This window comes from Tenacibaculum sp. TC6 (genome assembly GCF_050606265.1).
Lineage (GTDB): Bacteria > Bacteroidota > Bacteroidia > Flavobacteriales > Flavobacteriaceae > Polaribacter.
The window spans coordinates 177565-193051 of record NZ_JBOCUK010000001.1 but is presented as its reverse complement, the minus strand read 5'-3'; the positions used below and the strand labels follow the sequence as shown (position 1 = coordinate 193051).

Sequence of the window (15487 nt, the reverse complement as noted above, 5' to 3'; positions counted from 1 at the left end):
ATGAAAGTATCTGTGTTAAAAATTTAACAAACCTTTATCATTTTTTTTATCTAAAAACAGGCTTTTACGTTCTTTTTTAACAGTTGCTTTAATAAGATTTTGTTGATCCGGAAAGTATTTCACTAGAATATCGTTTTGAATTTCTATGGATTCAACTGAGGTAACATTACTAATTTCTAAGTAGAAATAGACAATATTGCCGTCATACTCTTTACCTATAAACTTATATTCTCTTTCTTTATTGTTTAAGAGTATTTTAAAATGTTCTTTTAAGTATGAATAAAAGTATTTTTCAGCATTGGCATTTTCATGTTTAGAAGCTAATTGTAGGTCTGTTTGATATTCTTTGTTTATGGCTAATTCTATATCATCCATAAAAACATTCATAATCATTTGGACACTATTATTTTTTTCGCTGTATTCTATTTCTGTTAGTGCTATGTAATATTTATGAATTCCGGTAAAGGAAAGAAATGATAAAATAAGTGTATAAAATAATATTTTTTTCATGAAAGTATAGCAACAAATTCTACGCCAAATTACAACTTTTTACTGATAAATTTCAGGATTTAGCTTTTTAAATTCAATCGATTTTTTTAAGAGAAAATCAATCATCGCAACTTTTCCTTGCTTAAATTTAACAGGAAAATTTTGATCTGTTTCGCTAAAGTAAATAAACCTGTATACATCAGTTTCTTTTATTGTTAATTCATTAAGTATATACTCTGAATAATTAGTTTTTACTTGATGAATTCTATTTTCAAGATCTTCAATATGTTTGTTTTGCTTTAGTTTTTTTAATCTTCCTGATATCCAGTTTAAAAGCGGATCTAACGGAATCCCTCCATAACTGGAAGTTGCTGCGTGTAATTCTCGTTCTGCTTTGGTTAGTATTCTTGATCCTGCAAAAGGTAGTTTTAAGGTAATTGCATTAATAACTTTTTCTTCTTTAATTAATTTACTATCGGCACCTAAATAGCCTAATAAATTATTTTTCTTTACTTCAACTTCATCTAACGAAATCGATATTTTGTTTAATTCTATGTTGTTTTTATGAATTCCAAAATGACTTTTTTTTACTACCCATATTTTTGTTTCATATCCTACATACGATAATTGTAAACTGTCATTTTCTTTTGCTAACACTCTAAATTCTCCATTTTCATTGGTAAATGTACCTTGTTTGGTTTGTAAATTAAGTACGTGAACATCTGGTAATAGAGCAACTTTGTCTGCTATTTCAGCATATATAAAAGTTCTTTTTTCTTGAGCATATACTAAAATAGTTGTAAAACATAAAAAAAGGGTAATTGTATGTTTATTCATGAATGTTTTTAATGATTTTTAAATAGCTTTTGCTTTCTTGTTGTAAAATTTTAATGATTTCTAATTTTTTTCCTTTTTTATATAAATTTTCAATGCCTAACGGATTGCAATATTCTAAAAAGTGATAATAACGCTCCGGTGGAATTTTAAGATCTTCAAAGAAGAATTTTTCTCCTAATTCAGCCATTAATTTTGTAGGCATTCCTTTTTTAAAAGCGAGTTCTTTTCTTAATGCCCATAAACGTTTAGAATAGCCAAAAGGAATATTTTTAGCTGTACCTGCCCCAACAAATAATCTAGTAGGGTCTGTATTAACCACATGGGGCCTGACTTTTTCATCTATATAATCATCATCTTCAACTACGGTCATGTCAACATTAGAAAAATCCATTGTTTGTTTTAAAGCTTCTTCCTTTCTATCTTTTGGGGTTTGCCTTAAATCTGAGGATAAACTACCGGATAGATTATGTTTTTTTAACTGAACTTCATCAAGAGTATAGGTAGTTTTTTCCAGGTAAAAAATATTATCGCTAATGCTGAAATGCTTTTTAGAAATTAAGACAAGCTTAGTTTCATATCCTACAAAAGAAAAACGAAGACTGTCGTTAGGTTTTGCCGGTATTTTAAATTCCCCTTCATCATTTGAATAAGTCGCTCTTCTAGTAGAGGTATTTATGATATGAACGTTAGATAGCACACCTACTTTATCATAGATTTTACCAAAGATAAACTTACGTGAGTTTTGAGAAAATGTATGTAAGGTGCTTAAAAGAACAAGTATGAGAACTATTTTTTTCATTTTTTTGATTTAATGGTTTTAAGATACAAAATACTTTCTACTCTTAATACATCTATCAATTTAAATAATTGCTTGCTCTTGTATAAATTTTCAATGTTTTTACTACTACAAAAAGATATAAAATGATCATAGTTTTCTTTCGGAATTTGTAATTCTTTAAAGAAAAAAGAAGGAGTAAGCTCTTTAAGAAGCTTTTTAGGAAATTCTTGTTTCTCTTGTATGGACTTTTTTAGCGCTCTTTCTTTTTTTAGTTTTTTACTTTCAAAAGATTTTGAAACACCAATCCCTTCAAAGGTGTTTGGAGGTCTAACAATAGGAACTCTTGATGAATGTTTTTCATAAAAACTTACTGGTTTTGTAGGAAATTTAATCATCATATTTTTTATACCCGAAACCAATTTTTCAACACGTTCTGCCTTTTCATCTTTAGGTGTTTTTTGAATATCAGATAAGAGATTCCCTGACAATTGATGTTTTTTAACAACCACTTCATCTAACATGTTAGTTTTGGTATCTAACGTTATATTTAGTTGTTTTTCAATCATCACAGCCTTAGATATAAATACTTTTTTATGGGTATGTTGTATAGATGAAATTTTTAAAGAGTCTCCTAAAGAAACGTATATCTGAAAACTTCCGTGATCGTTACTAAAGGTTCCTTCGTTGTTAGATTGGTTTATGATATGGGCATTAATAACAACTCCGGATTCATCAATTAGTTTTCCTTTAATTTCAATTTTTTTCTGCTGTGCATTACATAACTTAGTACATAGAAAAAGAAAAAGTAGTTGTTTTTGCATAGACTGGTTAGTTTTGTTTGAAACAAAGTAACAGACTAGCACTCTTAAAAATGTTTTAAGGACCTTGTAAAGTTTTGTTAAATTAAAACATAGAGGTTCAAAGTACTATCTTTCTAAAGTTAATGTTTGAATACCATTTACTTCAAATTCTTTTCCTTTAATGTTGTTTTTATCTGAAATATAGTATCTTAAAATAAGTTTATCTTCTTTAAAGTCGGAAATAGAAACAAAAAGTGTGTCTTTATTCTGAATGAGTATTAATTGGTTATTTTCTACAACCCATTTAGCATTATTACCAAAACCATTAATCACCTGTGCTTTTTGTTCAATTGTTTGACTTTTGTTTTGTGTAGTTGAAGTATTAATCATTGTAAAATCTCCTTTAACGGATAAAGAGTTATTTTTATTGAAAATAAAAGAAAAATTATATTCCTTTCCCAGAATTTCAACATCACTTTTTATTGATTTATTTTGATAATTAACTTTAGTAACACCTTCTACATAAAAATCAGTTAATCTCCATTTTCCTAACATAGAATTATTGGTTGCAATTGAAAAGTCAGTTTCATTTTCAGAACAAGAAAATAACAATAATACAGAAAATGATAAGAGAAAGAAGATTTTTTTCATAGACGCTAATTTTTATAAGATTAGTTTTGATAAAGGTATAAAATAATTAGTTTTGGATAAATTTTTTTAAGATGAAAAAACTAATTGTTGCAAGTACCTCTACTATTCACGGAAGTGGTTATCTTGAATACATTTTACCTGTTTTAAAGGAACATTTTAAAAATGTTAAAACAATTTTATTTATACCTTATGCCAGACCGGGAGGAATAAGTTATGAAGGATATACATTAAAAGCCAAAGAAGCTTTTGAAAAAATAGGAATTGCGGTTGTAGGTATACATGAGTTTACTAATCCCAGAGAAGCTGTTTTAAAAGCAGAAGGAATTTTCACCGGAGGAGGTAATACTTTTGAATTGGTTAATCAACTATATAAAAATGAACTAGTAGAAGTATTACAAGAGGTATTAGATAAAGGAACTCCTTATTTAGGAACAAGTGCAGGAAGTAATATTTGTGGGGTTACTATGATGAATACAAACGATATGCCTATTGTGTATCCTCCAAGTTTTAAAACTTTAGGAGCCATCCCATTTAATATTAATGCTCATTATTTAGACCCGGATCCTGGTTCTACTCACATGGGAGAAACTAGAGAAACCAGAATAAAAGAATATCATGTGTTTAATGAAACGTCTGTTTTAGGTTTAAGAGAAGGGAGTTGGTTAGAAGTTAACGGCGATTCAATTATCTTGAGAGGTAATTTAACTGCCAGACTTTTTCAAAAAGATAAAACTCCGCTAGAACTACTAACAAATACTGAAGTTAAGATATAAAAAAAGCCTTGAGAAATCAAGGCTTTTTCAGATATGTTTATATATCATTTCCCCTAATAAAAACATATCAAGATATAGACACTTATCAATGTAATAACGCAGGGGAATTATAATTATTTTATTGAGAATTGATCTTTTTACATTTAATTGCAATTAAGTCATTATTAAGGTCTGTTGAAAAGAATAGGTAAGTAGTACCGCCATCTTTTAACTTTGTTTCTTTTCTTAATTGTTCTACACTTTTTGGAAAATTTCTTGTAGTAATGTTGGCTTGTTTTTCAGTTATTTCTTTTTTAATTAATTTCTTATTGTATTTAAAAACCTTTTCAATTAAAAATAATCTTCCCGGAAAATTAGCAATCAATTCTTCAGATGTATATAAATGAGAATGTTGATGTAATTTAGCTATTTTAAGTTGTTCGGATATATGAGCAAAGCCTCCTGATTTTAATATTGCAGCGTTGGGTTCATATAAGTAATGTTGCGGTAAGCTATAAGTTATTGTAGGATTACTATCCTTTTCAAAACTAAAAATATCAACAGTTGTATCTAATATGTTATGCGTTTTTATTTCTATGCCATCTACATATTCCTTTTCTAATAAAAAAAGTAATTCTTTTACCTCATTTTTTAAGGAAATAATATGAATTTCTTTTACGTGTTTAAGTTCACTTATAGCAGAAGAGATATCTAAAATAGGAGAATTTTTAATCAGGATAGTACTCGATTTAGAAAATAAAAAATCTAAATGCTCTGGAACGTTAGGTAGACAATCTTTTAGTAAAAAAACTTTACCTTTTATATCACTTCTTCTGGAAGGATCAATATATATACAGTCAAATTGTTTCTCAACATTTTTAAGATATTCTATTCCGTCAATCGCAATAGTATTAATATTGGTGGTTTTTAATAATGAATAATTATAATTTACAATGGTTGATAGTTCACTATTAATTTCGCAATGAGTTACAGATGTAAAAGCTTTAGAAAAATAAAAAGTATCTACACCAAACCCACCGGTTAAGTCAATTAAAGAATTACCCTTAATAAGGGTTGCTTTATATTTTGCTGTTCTTTCTGAAGAAGTTTGTTCTATACTTAGTTTAGAAGGATAATAAATCAAATTTGTTTGAAACCAAGTAGGTAATTTTTTTTCTGCTTTTTGCTTTGCCATAATTTGATTAACCAGTTCTTGAATTGATATAGTATCAAAAGGAGAACCTTTAAAAATTAATTTATTTATATCCGCTTTTAAGTTGTTTTGTATAAATAATTGAGCTTCAGAAGTTAAAATGTCTCTATTCATTGAATGCAAAAAGTGAAAAAATTATACTAGTATAAGCAATACAAAAATACAGATATTTTCATGCTTGAAACCGCTTTAAATTGGACATTTTTTTAGTACGTTTGCTTCCTTTTTTAACTAAAAACGTAACTATTTTATGATGAAAAGAAGTATTTTATTGATTGCTATGATTTTAGTAGCTGTAAGTGCTAATGCACAATTTTATGTATCTGCCAGCGGAGGATATTCAATTCCAAGTGCAGGTGTTCGATTTGGTACAGAAACCACAATGAACGGAATTAAAAATACATATGGTAGCTATGGAGAAGGGATACATACTCAATTAAGAGGTGGATATTATTTTAATAAATCTTTTGGTGTAGAAGTAGGATTAGGGTATTTATACGGATCTGATCAAAACATTGCTTATGTTGAATTACCTAATCAACCATTTGTTGATGTAAAAGCTAGAGGTAGAGCTTATGGAGCTTCTGCATCTGTTGTATATAAGTTTACAAATAATGTTTACGGACGTATTGGAGCTTTAATTAAAGTTGGTGGAAAAACAGAAGCTATAGGTATCCTTAGAGATATTAAAATTCCGGCGAATACTTTTCCTGGAGTACCTGTTGAAACTACTTTAGATGTTGATTTTGTACACGATTATAAAGGTAGATTGCCATTAGGAGCTATTGCTGCTATTGGTTATAAATATGATGTAGCAAAAAATGTGTCATTATTTGTAGAAGCTGAATATATGGGGGTTAGTGTAACGAGAGATAGTTCTACAATGAAAGAATTCTCAGCAGTTATCAGAGAAAACGGAGCTACATTAAACGTAGATCAAGTTAGAGAAATTATGAAGGCTGGAGGAAGTCCTTTAACTCCGGTTTTTAATAACCATGTTGAGTATGTTGATGAATTGCCTTTAGGAGCTGATCAAACAGGGTCTAAGCAATTATCTCAAAAAGTTCCTTACTCTTCTTTTGGAGTAAACTTTGGTATTACTTATACTTTTGGAAAATAAATGTAGTATTTAAAGATAAAATCAAAACAATATTTTGAAAAGGCATAGAAGTATTTTTCTATGCTTTTTTATTTAAGTATTATAGTAAAATCATTTTTATGATAATATATTGAGTTTTTATATAAGTGATATTAATAAAAAACCCGCTCAAAATAAATTGAACGGGAAAATTGCTATGAAAAAGAAAAGATTCTAAGACGTCTCTCAGAACTAAAAACAAATATATAGCAAGGTGCTATATAGATATGTTAAAATTTTAAAGTTTTTCTATCCCTAGAAACCCTAAAAATGCACTAGGGTTTTCCCTAGTTATATTGTTTTCCAGTTAAAAAAAGAAAAACTCTTACTAACAAAAATGTTAAGTAAGAGTTTCGTTTTAAGGTTGTATGTTTTTTGGTTTTAGTTTTTCATAAAAATTTTATGAGTTTTTCACTGATGTAAATATACAATGATTAAATAGTAAAAAAAATACCCGATATCCCTAGTTATGGACTAAGGGAAAACCCTTAAATGAGTAGATAAAATTACTTAGGAGGTTGTTAAAAAAATTAAGATTTGATAAAAAAGTAGGCTATAAATAAAGAAACCTGTAAACTATTACTAAAAAATAAACAGTTTACAGGAATTAACAGTGCACATAACAGGAATCGAACCTGCACTTCCTTAGGAAACAAGCCCCTCAAGCCTGCGCGTCTACCAGTTCCGCCATATGTGCATAAACTAAAAAAGTTAAGCAAGTTTGCTTAACTTTTTGTGACCGAGCTGGGACTCGAACCCAGGACCCTCTCCTTAAAAGGGAGATGCTCTACCAACTGAGCTACTCGGTCATTGCTTCTTTCCGAAAGCGGTTGCAAATATACAACGGTTTTTTAATTTACAAAAGCTTTTTAAAAGTTTTTTTTATTGATATTTGTAAGCGTTTAATTTTCAATAAAAATGAAGATAATATTATTAGGATATATGGCTAGCGGTAAGTCTTCCATAGGAAAAATAGTAGCAGAAAAGTATACTTTACCTTTTATAGATTTAGATGATTACATAGAAAAACAAGAAGGAAAAAGTGTATCTGCTATTTTTAAGGATAAAGGAGAAATTTATTTTAGAAGAAAAGAGAATGAATGTTTACAAGAGCTTCTTCATCATGAAAATAACTTTGTTTTATCTTTAGGTGGGGGCACACCTTGTTATGCAAATAATATGCAGTTGATTAATGAATCTGTAACATGTTTATCTATTTACCTTCAAGCTAAAGTTGCTACTATTGTAAATAGATTAAAGAATGAAAAGGAACAAAGACCTTTGGTAGCAAATTTAAATGAAAATGATTTGGATGAATTTGTTGCTAAGCATTTATTTGAACGTAGCTTTTTTTATAATCAGGCAACTTATAAAGTCAATATAGATACTAAAGATATAGAAACTATTTGTTCAGAAATTTATAGCTTATTAACTTAAATAAGCTATAGTTTCTGTATTACTAAATTCAACTACCACGTGTTCTTTTATAGAAGTTGACAAGGAAATTCCTTTAAAATCTGCTTTAACAGGGTATTTTTTATGATTTCTATCTACTAAAACAGCCGTTTTAAATTTTTTAAGTGGTACATCTAAAAAGTATTTTACTCCATATATTAAGGTTGTACCGGAATTTAAAACATCATCAACTAAAACTAATGCCTTATTTTTATACTCATCAGGATTTAATGACGTGGTAACAGAATTAATAGGCTTCTTTTTATTAATAAAAACTTCGCAAAGCAAAACGTTAATTGATGAGATTTCTGAAAGAATAGTAGCTAGTTTTTCAGCTAGAATATATCCGTTTTTTGAAATTCCTGCTATAACAATTTCTTTTTCATTACTGTTGGTTTCATAAATTTGATAAGCAATTCTTTTTATTTTTTGTTCAATTTGTATATTGCTTAGTATAATGTTATTATTCTGTATGCTCATATCTTTTAGTTAAGTAAGAAAGTAGTTTTAGATAAAGTTGGTAAGCAGGCTATTCTTCATTATCTTCATAATATCCGTCTATATCTCTTCTATCTTTTTTAGTAGGTCTACCGATACCTTTTTTTCTGTAATAATCTTTAGCGTATTGTAAAAGTTCAGTTTTTTCAAACTCTTCTTTTGGAGTTAAATCCTTTCTATAAAGATCAACTAATTTAGCTCCAACTCGGTTTTGAGGGATATCTAAAACTTTTATTTTGTAATTAATTTGATTTTTTCTAACAATAATTTCCTCATTTCCATAGATTTCTCTTGAAGGTTTTAAATTGGTGCCCTCAATTTTAACATGCCCTTTTTTACAAGCATCTGTGGCAATACTTCTTGTTTTATAGAGCCTTATACACCACAAATATTTGTCTACTCTCATTTAAAAAGTTAAAAATTATTAATTCATTTTTTACAAAGGTATAAAAATGGTAAATTGCGCATTAAAATTATTGAGATTAAATGATAAAATTTAAGCATTTTTTTTACGTCTTAATCGTAAGTATTGCGTTGTATTCATGTGGAGATAATGGTACCTCTAATGTTGATAACTTTGATCATGCTGCACAAGCATTGATTGATAATGATTCTTTAGTTAAATTTTTAAAAAACAATTACTATAATGAGGTTACTGATGCTGTTGAAGTTTTAGAAGATGGCAAAACACCATTATATAATGATGATAAATTAGTTACTAAAGAAGTTACAGAAAATGATATTAAGTATACTTTATATTATTATGTAAATAGAGTAGGAACTCCGGATCCGGTGAAAGGAAATCCCACTGTAATGGACTCTGTACTTACAAAATATAATGGTAAAAGAATTGTTAATAGTAAAACTTTAAGCTCTTCATTTGATAGCAGAGTTAGTTGGTTAACGTTATCAGATGTAATCGTTGGGTGGAGACAGAGCTTTATTCATTTTAAAGGAGGTAAAAAAGCAACACTCCCTGATGGGCCTCTAAACTATGAGAATGGGGGAAAAGGTATTATTTTTATTCCTTCCGGTTTAGCTTATAGAAATATAGGTAATGGCTCAATACCGGGTAATGCTATTCTTATGTTTTATATTGATTTATGGGATGTTATTGAAAATACAGATCATGATAGAGATCATGTACCTTCTATATTTGAAGATCCTGATGGGGATGGAAATCCTAAGAATGATGATACCGATAATGATGGTGTGCCAAATTACCTTGATGTTGATGATGATAATGATGCTGTTTTAACAAAAAATGAGGATAGAAATAAAGATGGTGACCCAAGAAATGATTTTAATGACCCTAATAATCCTACATTACCGGATTACCTTAACAGGAAAATTAGAAACTAATTCAAAAAAATATTTAACTGAAAAGCTCATCTATTAAGATGAGCTTTTTTAATTAAAAAATCCCATTATAAGATTTTATAACAGGATCTTTTAAACAAAGTTTATATAAACTATATCTTTCTCTTTATAGTTAGAAATTTCTCCCAACAATAGAATTAAAGTATTAATTCCTATACAATATTAAAGCTAATCGTTCTAACCTACAATGAGTAGTTTCCCTAGAAAAAAATATGGTTAACCCTAGTTTTTATAGGGAAATCACTTAGTTTCATCTTCAGAATATAATAAGATGATATTTCTTTTTTCTATTTATTGAGTGATAAAAAAATAAGGTTTATCCTTACTAAAAGTAAGGTTCTTTCGAAGTTTTTTAAAAGAAATAAAATTATATTTGAGTAATTATAATAATTAAAGCTAAAAAACTATCCAAATGAAAAAAGCAATTTTAAACGTAAAAGGAGTTCAAGAATTAAACAAAACCACTTTACAAAATATTAAAGGAGGAATTAAAGTTCCAACTAAATGTGGAGGTGATGGTTCTTATATCTATCAAAATGGTGTAAAAGTATGTTGTTATCAACCTGCTACCGGAAATTATATTTGCTAAAACATAGCTTAAATAAAAGATAATTCATCTTATATAAAACTACTTAAACTAAATTGTTTAAGTAGTTTTTTTATAGGGTGATTTTAATCAAAATGTTCTATAAATTCAATCAATGTACTATTTTCGTAAAAACTGATTTTATAACAATGTCAAAGTTACCTAATACAACAACCAGTATTTTTTCTGTAATGTCACAATTAGCGGAAAAACACAATGCTATAAATTTATCGCAAGGATTTCCAAACTTCCCTATAGATGAACGATTACTTCAAATCTCAGAGCGTTTATTATCAACTAATATCCATCAATATACCCCTATGGTTGGGTTACCATCTTTATTGGAAAAAATAGCATATTTGACAAAGGAAAATTATGGAAGAGAACTTGATGTTTCTTCAGAATTATTAATCACAACAGGAGCTACCCAAGGAATTTATACAGCAATTAACGCAATTGTTGCTAATGGAGATGAAGTGATTATTTTAGACCCTAGTTATGACAGTTACGAACCTTCAGTTTTAGTAGCAGGAGGGAGGCCCGTACGTATTTCATTAAACGATGATTATTCTCCTGATTTTAATAGAATTGAATCAGCTATTACAATAAAAACAAAGCTAATTATTATTAATAATCCGCATAATCCGACAGGGAAAATTTGGAAAGAAAGTGAATTTGAAGCTTTAGAAACATTGCTTGAAAAATATCCACATGTTTTGTTGTTAAGTGATGAAGTATATGAATATATTTCCTTTATACATCCACATATTTCTGTTCATACAAGACCAAAATTAGCTGATAAAGCAATTATAACTTCTTCTTTTGGAAAATCATTACATGTTACGGGTTGGAAAGTAGGATGTTTAATTGCTCCGGAAAGATTAATGAATGAAATTAAAAAAGTACATCAGTTTTTGGTTTTTAGTGTTAATAGTATTTCACAACATATTATTTCAGAATATTTAGATATAGTTGATTTTAGTGAAATAGCAACTATGTATGCCCATAAAAGAGGTTTATTTCAAGAAGCACTTAAGAATAGTAAATTTGAATTATTACCCTCAGAAGGAACGTATTTTCAGGTTGTAAATTATACCGAAATCAGTAATAAAAAAGACATAGAATTTGCCAAAGATTTAATTACCAAACATGGTGTTGCTGCAATTCCTATTTCAGTATTTTACAAGAATGAAACTGATAAACAAATGCTTCGTTTCTGTTTTGCAAAAACCGATGAAACTTTATTGGCTGCCGCTGAAAGGTTGATAGCTATTTAATATTTCAAATTATGATGAGAAAAAAAGATGGAAATAAAAGTTTTATGAACCTTTCTAAAGAAGAATGCTTAGAGGTTGCGAAAGAAATTTTTCACAATGCAAAAAGCAAGTATAGAGATGCTTTAATTTTAGCTGATAACAATTCTTATGGAATGGCAACATCAACCTTAATTCTATCATTAGAAGAAAATATGAAAGCGGTAATTCTTTTTCTGGATGGAAATGGTTTTGAGTTTAGAAAAAGAATTAAAGGGATAAATAACCTATTTATAAACCATAAACTAAGATACCCTTTAGGCTTTGTGATTTCAAGTTTCAATATTTTTGGGGATGACCTGAAAGGTTTTACTGCCAAAATAGTTTCAAACCCTTCCATAATAAAAGATTTTAACATAAATGAAAAAGAGTGGGAAGGCCCAGTGCTCAAATATATTTCAGAAAAAATCAATCAACTCGAAGAAGAAATAACATGGTATTCTAATGCGGAATATCTTAGACAAGACGGAATGTATGTTGATTATGACAAGGTAATAAGGACACCATTAAGTGTTGATAAAGAATATTTTAATGATATTCTTACCCGAGTAAGACGGATTAGAGAATTTATAGATGAATTTTTACCAATTTTTGGTCAAAGTAATGAAAGCATTGATACCGAGTTAAAAATGCAAGTAAAAAAATTACAGAAGCAATTAAGAAGCAATTAATTTCCGAAAAGGTATATGACAAAATTGGAATTATAGTTTCAAAAATGAACGGAAAGGGAAATAACTCATTTATAGACATATCGAAAAACCTACAAGAATTCAAAAAGAATATTGACGATAATTAACGTAATGTTAAAATGAACTTATCCGACCTCATACAATTTTGGCTAAAACAATAGGTGAGTGGAGCGTCTATATTTTAGGGGTTTAGTTCGTGTTATTCTTGGTTTCTCCACATTTTAAAGGGATTTTAAAACAGTGTTGGTTAGTTGTAAAGCTTCCTAAAATATAGCGTAACGAGCCGTACATTGTTTCCAAAATTATATGCAGTCTTGAATTTTTGTTTCTTTTGTTTCAAGACAAAAGATATAATAAAACCTTAGAGAGTTCAAAAGTTTAAGCTCTATTTTACATAATATTAGAAGTGCTAAATAAAAAAAGTTCAATCGGAGCTATGTATAGAACAAGTGTATAGAAATTTTAGAGCATGGATTTGAGCCAGGGAAAATTTTATACTCTTGTGGCAACCTTTACGAGAATTACGTAGAAAAAAATCTTGCGATATTTTCATCGAATACGCGAATTTTAAACAAGAAGCAAAAGCTAGCTTTTTTTGGTGGTGGCAAGCGATGGATAATTGTGTTTAAAAATTACTGCGAAGGGTTTGCGAGCGGCAATTTTACATAGCGTCTAATTATAAATGACCCAAGTTCTAAATTTTCTTTTGGAATACTAAAACCTATGGGATATTTTGCATAATAGAGAATTATAGCTATCAAATAAACCTACAAGTTAAATAGCCGTAATTTCTTTTAACATAATATCTGACGATATAAGTCTAAAGACATTATATCTGATATTATGTGTAAATAGCCTGAAAAACGGCTATACAGAAATTACTATATATTTGTACTATAATTAATATTATGTTAAATAGACTAAAAATAATATAAAATTTAAATAAGTATGATATTCTTTACTCCTTGTTATGATAATATTCTATTAGTTTATCTACGTTTTTAATGGACTTTTGTATCCATTCAGCGTAAATCTTACTTTTTTCAGAAGGAGTTAATTGCCAATTCGTGTCGGTTTTTTTTATTCTGTTAGTAACATCCTGTAAAATAATGGCTGCTGCTACAGAAATATTCAAACTTTCAGTAAAACCAACCATTGGTATTTTCAAAAAACCGTCGGCTTCGTTTTTTACATATTCAGAAATACCATCACGTTCAACTCCAAATACAAAAGCAGACTTTTTAGTAATATCAAAATCCGGTAGCAAACAGGAATCATTATGCGGTGTTGTTCCTATGATTTGATACCCTCTATCACGTAAATCTTGAATACACCTTTGAGTATTATTACCATCTTTCTTATAACGGTAAAAATCAAGCCATTTTTGACTTCCTTTAGCTACATGTCGTGATACTTTACTCGTATATCTATTTTCAATAGCATAAACATCCTGAATTCCAAAAATATCACAACTTCTTACTACAGCACTTGCATTATGTGGTTGGTATATATCTTCTAAAACAACCGTAAAATGTTTTGTTCTTTCTGCTAATACTTTTTTAAACAGATTTTTACGGTTTTCTGTTACATATCCTTCTAAATACGCCAATAAATCATTATCAATCATGTCACAAACATACTAAATTTTCATATTTTTAGCGTTTTATTTTAAAGAGCAATGAAAAAACACCTAGTTATATTAACCGGTGCCGGTATGAGTGCAGAGAGCGGTATAAAAATGTTTAGAGATGCTGATGGTTTATGGGAAGGCCATGATATTTATGAAGTAGCCTCCCCTATTGGTTTTCATAAGAATCCTGAATTAGTACTTGACTTTTATAATCAGCGTAGAAAACAATTATTGGAAGTTATGCCTAACGAAGGACATAAAAACTTAACTCTTTTAGAAAAAAAATACCAAGTAACTATTGTAACTCAAAATGTTGATGATTTGCACGAAAGAGCTGGTAGTACCTCTGTTTTACATTTACATGGTGAATTGCGTAAAGCTAGAAGTACTCAAAATGACGCTTTGATTTACGACTGGGATGGTGATATTGTTATTGGAGATGTTTGCGAACAAAATTCGCAATTGCGACCACATATTGTATGGTTTGGGGAAGATGTACCAATGTTGGAAAAAGCCATAGAAATTACTTTAAAAGCAGATATTTTGGTAATTATTGGAACTTCTATGCAAGTTTATCCTGCTGCTAGTTTAATTGATTATGTACAACCTAATACTCCTATTTATTTTATTGATCCTAAACCTGCTGTACAAAAAAATGCCTTTAATAATTTAACAATTATAGAAGACATTGCCAGTTCAGGAACAGAAGATTTATTAAAACTACTATCTTAAGATTTTGTAATCAATCGATTAAAATACTCGTATAATTCTCCTTTTGATATAGAACTTCCTTTTTCTATGAGATCAAATAACTCGGTATTTCTTTCTTGTTGATATTCTTTTGTTCCTTCCAATATTTCTACTTGTTCATGTGAAGGATTTTTTAGTAGCCACTCATACCCTTCTTTTTCCATTAAATTTATTGTAGAAACGGTTACTTTTACAACAATTCTGTGAAGAGTTTCTTTATGGCATTTAAATAAGTTGATAATATTAGCTGAAAAATGCTCTAAATACTCAATTCGGGTAAGTACATCATCCCAAACTACATCGCTAAACACATTCATTTCTTCTTCTGCTACATGAGGTTTTTCTTTTTTTATTTGATCCCATTCGTTAACATCAATACTTTGAGAGGCTAAAAAATGAGCAAATTCTACATGTAAACTTTCAAATTGTTCTTTTGTTAATTGTCTATATTTCATTTGTTGTATAAAAAAATAAGAGCAACCAAAGATAATGATTGCTCTCAAACATAAAGGGAACTTTCAACAAAAA

The 15487-nt window shown here is 28.8% G+C and carries 18 protein-coding genes and 2 tRNA genes; 8 read left to right on the top strand and 12 right to left on the bottom strand.

Annotated elements, in window-relative coordinates; all coding sequences use genetic code 11:
- Nucleotides 1–15: 15 nt before the first annotated feature.
- The 5 genes from ACQY1Q_RS00870 to ACQY1Q_RS00850 all read right to left on the bottom strand — a co-directional run bounded on the left by ACQY1Q_RS00870 (nt 16) and on the right by ACQY1Q_RS00850 (nt 3555).
- Nucleotides 16–510 carry a DUF6702 family protein gene (locus ACQY1Q_RS00870; RefSeq protein ID WP_431003384.1) on the bottom strand — a complete coding sequence of 165 codons (495 nt, stop codon included), beginning with the start codon at nt 508–510 and terminating at the stop codon, nt 16–18.
- Nucleotides 511–549: 39 nt separating this feature from the next.
- Entirely contained in the window at nt 550–1326 is a 777-nt protein-coding gene (locus tag ACQY1Q_RS00865; protein WP_431003383.1) for a carboxypeptidase-like regulatory domain-containing protein, read from the bottom strand.
- Nucleotides 1319–2125 (bottom strand): carboxypeptidase-like regulatory domain-containing protein, encoded by an 807-nt coding sequence (locus ACQY1Q_RS00860; RefSeq protein ID WP_431003382.1) that lies wholly within the window; start codon nt 2123–2125, stop codon nt 1319–1321. The genes ACQY1Q_RS00865 and ACQY1Q_RS00860 overlap by 8 nt, the downstream gene beginning before the upstream one ends.
- A complete protein-coding gene (locus ACQY1Q_RS00855) occupies nt 2122–2925 on the bottom strand; it encodes a carboxypeptidase-like regulatory domain-containing protein (protein WP_431003381.1) in 804 nt (267 codons plus the stop codon). Before ACQY1Q_RS00855 ends, ACQY1Q_RS00860 begins: the two co-directional genes overlap by 4 nt.
- A 105-nt stretch (nt 2926–3030) precedes the next feature.
- A complete protein-coding gene (locus tag ACQY1Q_RS00850; protein WP_431003380.1) occupies nt 3031–3555 on the bottom strand; it encodes a hypothetical protein in 525 nt (174 codons plus the stop codon).
- A gap of 71 nt (nt 3556–3626) precedes the next feature.
- Here ACQY1Q_RS00850 and pepE point away from each other — a divergent pair, with 71 nt between their 5' ends.
- Nucleotides 3627–4328: a dipeptidase PepE gene (pepE, locus tag ACQY1Q_RS00845; RefSeq protein ID WP_431003379.1), complete on the top strand. Its 702-nt coding sequence runs from the start codon at nt 3627–3629 to the stop codon at nt 4326–4328.
- Between the two features lie 118 nt (nt 4329–4446).
- On the opposite strand, the gene ACQY1Q_RS00840 is transcribed toward pepE, so the two are convergent.
- A complete protein-coding gene (locus ACQY1Q_RS00840; protein WP_431003378.1) occupies nt 4447–5634 on the bottom strand; it encodes a THUMP-like domain-containing protein in 1188 nt (395 codons plus the stop codon).
- Between the two features lie 136 nt (nt 5635–5770).
- Here ACQY1Q_RS00840 and ACQY1Q_RS00835 point away from each other — a divergent pair, with 136 nt between their 5' ends.
- A complete protein-coding gene (locus ACQY1Q_RS00835) occupies nt 5771–6640 on the top strand; it encodes an outer membrane beta-barrel protein (RefSeq protein ID WP_431003377.1) in 870 nt (289 codons plus the stop codon).
- A 632-nt stretch (nt 6641–7272) separates the two neighbouring features.
- On the opposite strand, the gene ACQY1Q_RS00830 is transcribed toward ACQY1Q_RS00835, so the two are convergent.
- Together ACQY1Q_RS00830 and ACQY1Q_RS00825 are read right to left on the bottom strand one after the other, a co-directional pair.
- Nucleotides 7273–7355 (bottom strand) — tRNA-Leu (locus ACQY1Q_RS00830).
- A gap of 39 nt (nt 7356–7394) precedes the next feature.
- Nucleotides 7395–7467, bottom strand: a tRNA-Lys gene (locus tag ACQY1Q_RS00825).
- Between the two features lie 109 nt (nt 7468–7576).
- On the opposite strand from ACQY1Q_RS00825, the gene ACQY1Q_RS00820 reads away from it, so the two are divergent.
- On the top strand, nt 7577–8095 hold the full coding sequence (locus ACQY1Q_RS00820; RefSeq protein ID WP_431003376.1) for a shikimate kinase: 519 nt from the start codon (nt 7577–7579) through the stop codon (nt 8093–8095).
- Here ACQY1Q_RS00820 and ACQY1Q_RS00815 read toward each other — a convergent pair.
- Nucleotides 8087–8593: a phosphoribosyltransferase family protein gene (locus ACQY1Q_RS00815; protein ID WP_431003375.1), complete on the bottom strand. Its 507-nt coding sequence runs from the start codon at nt 8591–8593 to the stop codon at nt 8087–8089. The genes ACQY1Q_RS00820 and ACQY1Q_RS00815 overlap by 9 nt on opposite strands.
- A gap of 49 nt (nt 8594–8642) precedes the next feature.
- Nucleotides 8643–9017 (bottom strand): RNA-binding S4 domain-containing protein, encoded by a 375-nt coding sequence (locus ACQY1Q_RS00810; protein ID WP_431003374.1) that lies wholly within the window; start codon nt 9015–9017, stop codon nt 8643–8645.
- An 80-nt stretch (nt 9018–9097) separates the two neighbouring features.
- On the opposite strand from ACQY1Q_RS00810, the gene ACQY1Q_RS00805 reads away from it, so the two are divergent.
- The 4 genes from ACQY1Q_RS00805 (at nt 9098) to ACQY1Q_RS00790 (ending at nt 12561) form a co-directional block, all read left to right on the top strand.
- Nucleotides 9098–9973 carry an FKBP-type peptidyl-prolyl cis-trans isomerase gene (locus ACQY1Q_RS00805; RefSeq protein WP_431003373.1) on the top strand — a complete coding sequence of 292 codons (876 nt, stop codon included), beginning with the start codon at nt 9098–9100 and terminating at the stop codon, nt 9971–9973.
- 430 nt (nt 9974–10403) lie between these two features.
- Entirely contained in the window at nt 10404–10580 is a 177-nt protein-coding gene (locus ACQY1Q_RS00800) for a hypothetical protein (protein ID WP_431003372.1), read from the top strand.
- 146 nt (nt 10581–10726) lie between these two features.
- Entirely contained in the window at nt 10727–11854 is a 1128-nt protein-coding gene (locus ACQY1Q_RS00795) for a methionine aminotransferase (protein ID WP_431003371.1), read from the top strand.
- 11 nt (nt 11855–11865) lie between these two features.
- Entirely contained in the window at nt 11866–12561 is a 696-nt protein-coding gene (locus ACQY1Q_RS00790; RefSeq protein WP_431003370.1) for an AbiV family abortive infection protein, read from the top strand.
- A gap of 976 nt (nt 12562–13537) precedes the next feature.
- Here ACQY1Q_RS00790 and ACQY1Q_RS00785 read toward each other — a convergent pair.
- Complete coding sequence (locus ACQY1Q_RS00785; protein ID WP_431003369.1) at nt 13538–14206, bottom strand: TrmH family RNA methyltransferase; 669 nt, start codon at nt 14204–14206, stop codon at nt 13538–13540.
- Between the two features lie 51 nt (nt 14207–14257).
- Between ACQY1Q_RS00785 and ACQY1Q_RS00780 the strand changes: the two genes are divergently transcribed.
- Entirely contained in the window at nt 14258–14941 is a 684-nt protein-coding gene (locus tag ACQY1Q_RS00780) for a Sir2 family NAD-dependent protein deacetylase (protein WP_431003368.1), read from the top strand.
- Here ACQY1Q_RS00780 and ACQY1Q_RS00775 read toward each other — a convergent pair.
- A complete protein-coding gene (locus ACQY1Q_RS00775; protein ID WP_431003367.1) occupies nt 14938–15414 on the bottom strand; it encodes a DUF6495 family protein in 477 nt (158 codons plus the stop codon). The genes ACQY1Q_RS00780 and ACQY1Q_RS00775 overlap by 4 nt on opposite strands.
- Nucleotides 15415–15487 lie beyond the last annotated feature (73 nt).

What these genes read in the sequence shown, in the direction of transcription:
- ACQY1Q_RS00870 (WP_431003384.1), bottom strand. Translation starts at nt 510, where the DNA reads ATGAAAAAAATATTATTTTATACACTTATTTTATCATTTCTTTCCTTT.
- ACQY1Q_RS00810 (WP_431003374.1), bottom strand. Translation starts at nt 9,017, where the DNA reads ATGAGAGTAGACAAATATTTGTGGTGTATAAGGCTCTATAAAACAAGA.
- pepE (WP_431003379.1), top strand. Translation starts at nt 3,627, where the DNA reads ATGAAAAAACTAATTGTTGCAAGTACCTCTACTATTCACGGAAGTGGT.
- ACQY1Q_RS00840 (WP_431003378.1), bottom strand. Translation starts at nt 5,634, where the DNA reads ATGAATAGAGACATTTTAACTTCTGAAGCTCAATTATTTATACAAAAC.
- ACQY1Q_RS00775 (WP_431003367.1), bottom strand. Translation starts at nt 15,414, where the DNA reads ATGAAATATAGACAATTAACAAAAGAACAATTTGAAAGTTTACATGTA.
- ACQY1Q_RS00820 (WP_431003376.1), top strand. Translation starts at nt 7,577, where the DNA reads ATGAAGATAATATTATTAGGATATATGGCTAGCGGTAAGTCTTCCATA.
- ACQY1Q_RS00785 (WP_431003369.1), bottom strand. Translation starts at nt 14,206, where the DNA reads ATGATTGATAATGATTTATTGGCGTATTTAGAAGGATATGTAACAGAA.
- ACQY1Q_RS00815 (WP_431003375.1), bottom strand. Translation starts at nt 8,593, where the DNA reads ATGAGCATACAGAATAATAACATTATACTAAGCAATATACAAATTGAA.
- ACQY1Q_RS00805 (WP_431003373.1), top strand. Translation starts at nt 9,098, where the DNA reads ATGATAAAATTTAAGCATTTTTTTTACGTCTTAATCGTAAGTATTGCG.
- ACQY1Q_RS00795 (WP_431003371.1), top strand. Translation starts at nt 10,727, where the DNA reads ATGTCAAAGTTACCTAATACAACAACCAGTATTTTTTCTGTAATGTCA.
- ACQY1Q_RS00850 (WP_431003380.1), bottom strand. Translation starts at nt 3,555, where the DNA reads ATGAAAAAAATCTTCTTTCTCTTATCATTTTCTGTATTATTGTTATTT.
- ACQY1Q_RS00860 (WP_431003382.1), bottom strand. Translation starts at nt 2,125, where the DNA reads ATGAAAAAAATAGTTCTCATACTTGTTCTTTTAAGCACCTTACATACA.
- ACQY1Q_RS00865 (WP_431003383.1), bottom strand. Translation starts at nt 1,326, where the DNA reads ATGAATAAACATACAATTACCCTTTTTTTATGTTTTACAACTATTTTA.
- ACQY1Q_RS00855 (WP_431003381.1), bottom strand. Translation starts at nt 2,925, where the DNA reads ATGCAAAAACAACTACTTTTTCTTTTTCTATGTACTAAGTTATGTAAT.
- ACQY1Q_RS00790 (WP_431003370.1), top strand. Translation starts at nt 11,866, where the DNA reads ATGATGAGAAAAAAAGATGGAAATAAAAGTTTTATGAACCTTTCTAAA.
- ACQY1Q_RS00780 (WP_431003368.1), top strand. Translation starts at nt 14,258, where the DNA reads ATGAAAAAACACCTAGTTATATTAACCGGTGCCGGTATGAGTGCAGAG.
- ACQY1Q_RS00835 (WP_431003377.1), top strand. Translation starts at nt 5,771, where the DNA reads ATGATGAAAAGAAGTATTTTATTGATTGCTATGATTTTAGTAGCTGTA.
- ACQY1Q_RS00800 (WP_431003372.1), top strand. Translation starts at nt 10,404, where the DNA reads ATGAAAAAAGCAATTTTAAACGTAAAAGGAGTTCAAGAATTAAACAAA.